Source organism: Synechococcus sp. R6-7 (assembly GCF_047461695.1).
Taxonomy (GTDB): Bacteria; Cyanobacteriota; Cyanobacteriia; order Thermostichales; family Thermostichaceae; genus Thermostichus.
Genome location: NZ_JANSHS010000457.1, coordinates 1 through 3,052, shown reverse-complemented (window position 1 = coordinate 3,052; position 3,052 = coordinate 1). Strand labels below are relative to the sequence as shown.

The window sequence follows — 3,052 nt, the reverse complement described above, 5'->3', positions numbered from 1 at the left end:
CGCCTGTGGAGACTCCTCTGGCGGGGTGGTGGGGGTGAACTCTGCCGCTAGTCATGGGTCGCTGAAGCAGGAAGAAAGCAGCGATGCTGGGCAAAGTTCTGTTTTGTTCAGCGTTGCATAAGTCTTTCGGAGCGGACTTCTTCGGGTCAGGCAGAGGTAGCCGAGGCAACCGGTTGAGTGGATCCTGGATTTCCGGTCGCGCTGGCGTAACCTGGCGCAACATAGCCTCCCACCCCACTTCTCTCCCCCATCGCCGATGGGCTATTCCATCAACAGGCCCAAGTCCAGGTGAGGCTGCCACAGATCGGCCAGGCGCTCCAGCAATTGCTCCCGCTGCTGAGCATAGTGGCCCTCCAGATCCGGCAAGGGATCCCAGCCTTTTTGTCGGCGCAGCCAGTTCAGCCATTGTCGCCGCCACAGGTGGTTGTCAAACAGGCCATGCAGATAGCTGCCCCAAATCCGACCCGTGGGATCCCGCCAGCCCAGGTTCTCTTGCTCGAACAGCGGCAGGCAACCAGAGGGATCCGCCTGGGTGGATCCCTGATGAATTTCGTACCCCTGAATGGGGGCCAGGGCAGGCCATCGGCTTTGGGTCTGCACCTGCTGGGTGACCTTGGTGGGTTGTAAAACGGTGGTCAAAGGGAGAAAGCCCAGCCCTGGGTAGGTGCCGGCGATCCCCTCCCAGCCTTCGGGATCGGCGATGGTCTCTCCCAACATTTGCAGTCCGCCGCAAATGCCGACGATATGGCCGGAGTATTGGCGCAGTTGATCGGCCAAGCCGGTCTTTTGCAACGCGAACAGATCGTTGAGGGTGGTTTTGCTGCCGGGCAGGATGACCACATCCGGGGATCCCAAACTTTGGCCGGGGTGAACCCAGCGCAGATGGACGGTGGGCTCCGCCAACAAGGGTTCAAAATCCGAGAAATTGGCCACCTGGGGCAAACGCACCACAGCAATCTCCAGGCGCCCTTCCCTCAGGGCTTGGCCACCGGCCCGGTCGCGGCGATCTTCCCAAAGCAGGGGGTTGGCTGCAATTCCCATCGAATCCTCTTGGGGCAGAACCCAGTCCACCCAAGGCAAGACCCCGACAACTGGGATCCCGGTGTAGTTTTCCAGCCAATCCAGGCCGGGCTGCAACAGTTCCCGCGAGCCCCGAAACTTGTTGATGACAATGCCCCGGATCAAGGCCCGCTCTTCGGGTTCCAGCAGTTGGAGTGTGCCCACCACATGGGCCAGCGCCCCACCTCGGTCGATGTCCGCCACCAGCCAAGTGGGGGATCCCAAATGCAAGGCAACCCGCATGTTCGCCAAGTCCCGATGTTTGAGGTTCACCTCTGCCGGACTGCCTGCCCCCTCGCAAAGGATCCAGTCGTACTGCTGTTGTAGGCGAGCAAGGGCTTCTTTGACCGCTTGCCAGGCCGGCGCAAACCAGCGCTCGTAATACTCTCCGGCGCGGTAGGTGCCCACCGCCACTCCGTTCAAGACGATCTGGGAAGTCAGGTTGCCCTGGGGCTTCAGAAGAATCGGGTTCATTTCCACCGCAGGGGGGATCCCGGCAGCCCAAGCTTGCAGAGCCTGCGCGTAGGCAATCTCCTTGCCGTCTGGGGTGACATAGGCGTTGAGGGACATATTCTGAGCTTTGAAGGGGGCGACCCTTTTTCCCGCTTTCTTGAGAATGCGACAGAGGGCTGTTACCAGCAGGGTTTTGCCCACATGGGAAGAAGTTCCCACCACCATCAAGGATCGACCTGAACAGATCACCCCGGATCCCTCACCCTTGGTTTCTGGTTGTTGCCATTCTCCGGTTGTTGCCATTCTCCCCGCGGCCAGTCCTGCCAAGCCAGGGCCTCCGTTGGCAAAGGCGACTCTGCAATCCCCTAGTTAACCGCCCTGCTGATGCCCAGAGCCGCACCCTCCGGTCTGCACGGGATCCCAGGGGCTTGCGCTTTGTGCTTTCGACAGGATTTTGAGCTGGGGCAGATGGATTCGAACCACCGAATGGCGGGACCAAAACCCGCTGCCTTACCGCTTGGCGATGCCCCAATTCACATTGCTTAACCAGCTTAATTAATCTAGCGATGCAGCTTCGGGTCTGTCAACAGTTGCAGTGAGCTCCTATGCGTGGGGAAGCTGAAGCTCTTCGCCAAGGCCAGGGCCGATGTCAAAGGGGTTCACAGGGAGAATGCGGGCCACCTCGAAGAAATAGGCGCGGATCTCTGGCCCGAAATAGATGACATCTCCACTCCTCAGGTAGTGAGTAGCCACCCGCGTGCCGTTGACAAACACCCCATTGGTACTGGACTGGCCCTTGCGGTTGCCGTCGATCAGGCAATAGGTAAACCCTGTCCGGTTGGACTTGGTGGGCACCCGCACCAGGTAAGCGTGGTGACGTGAGACAAACCGATTGACGATCTGGATGGCGTTGGAGGGATCCCGTCCAACCGTGTAGATACTCTCCCGCAGGATGTAGCTGCAGGGCCGGACAGGATGGCAGATGGACAGGGTGAACTCCGGATGGGATACCGGCTGCTCAGGGACTCGATCGAACAGATCTGCTGGCAGATCAAAGCTGTAGCTAGAAGCAAGAGGATCCCCCCCACCAACCGCCGTGGTGGAGGTAAAGAAATCGTCGTAGCTATGTGGCAAAGGTCTTCCCCCCTCAACGCTCAACGCCATTTACAGCAGCTTGGCTTTCCAAATTCAAAGTCTTATCTATAGTTCCCCAAAACCCTACTGCTTTCAAAGGAACTCTGGTCTTGGCGGGCTGCCGGAAAACCCACAAGCCCCAGTGTACTGTACTATACACTATAGGCAGTCTTGGAGATACCCCCTTTCCCAAAAAATTGGGTTTGGGTCGGGCCTATTTTGGCTTTCAGGGATCCCTTGGGAGCCACAGCCTCAGGCGGGCTATTCTGAGTAGCAGGTTTTTAACCTTGAGGTGAGGGTGTGACGGAGGCCCTGCTGCGTCGGTTGGATGTGGCCACAGAAGCTGCCCTGGAGGCAGGAGCTTTGCTGCGCAGTTATGTGGGAGGCACCCTCGCCATCGAGGAGA

At 58.9% G+C, this 3,052-nt stretch carries 2 protein-coding genes and 1 tRNA gene; all 3 read right to left on the bottom strand.

Translation table 11 applies throughout. From position 1 onward, the window contains the following. Positions 1-261: 261 nt before the first annotated feature. The 3 genes from NW815_RS12640 to NW815_RS12630 all read right to left on the bottom strand — a co-directional run bounded on the left by NW815_RS12640 (position 262) and on the right by NW815_RS12630 (position 2,676). Positions 262-1,737 (bottom strand): cobyric acid synthase, encoded by a 1,476-nt coding sequence (locus tag NW815_RS12640; protein WP_414388617.1) that lies wholly within the window; start codon positions 1,735-1,737, stop codon positions 262-264. 234 nt (positions 1,738-1,971) lie between these two features. After that, positions 1,972-2,043, bottom strand: a tRNA-Gln gene (locus NW815_RS12635). A 72-nt stretch (positions 2,044-2,115) separates the two neighbouring features. Further along, positions 2,116-2,676 (bottom strand): FHA domain-containing protein, encoded by a 561-nt coding sequence (locus NW815_RS12630; protein ID WP_414388613.1) that lies wholly within the window; start codon positions 2,674-2,676, stop codon positions 2,116-2,118. Positions 2,677-3,052 lie beyond the last annotated feature (376 nt).

Excerpts from the sequence above, each read along its gene's own strand:
- NW815_RS12640 (WP_414388617.1), bottom strand. The coding sequence starts at position 1,737 with ATGGTGGTGGGAACTTCTTCCCATGTGGGCAAAACCCTGCTGGTAACA.
- NW815_RS12630 (WP_414388613.1), bottom strand. The coding sequence starts at position 2,676 with ATGGCGTTGAGCGTTGAGGGGGGAAGACCTTTGCCACATAGCTACGAC.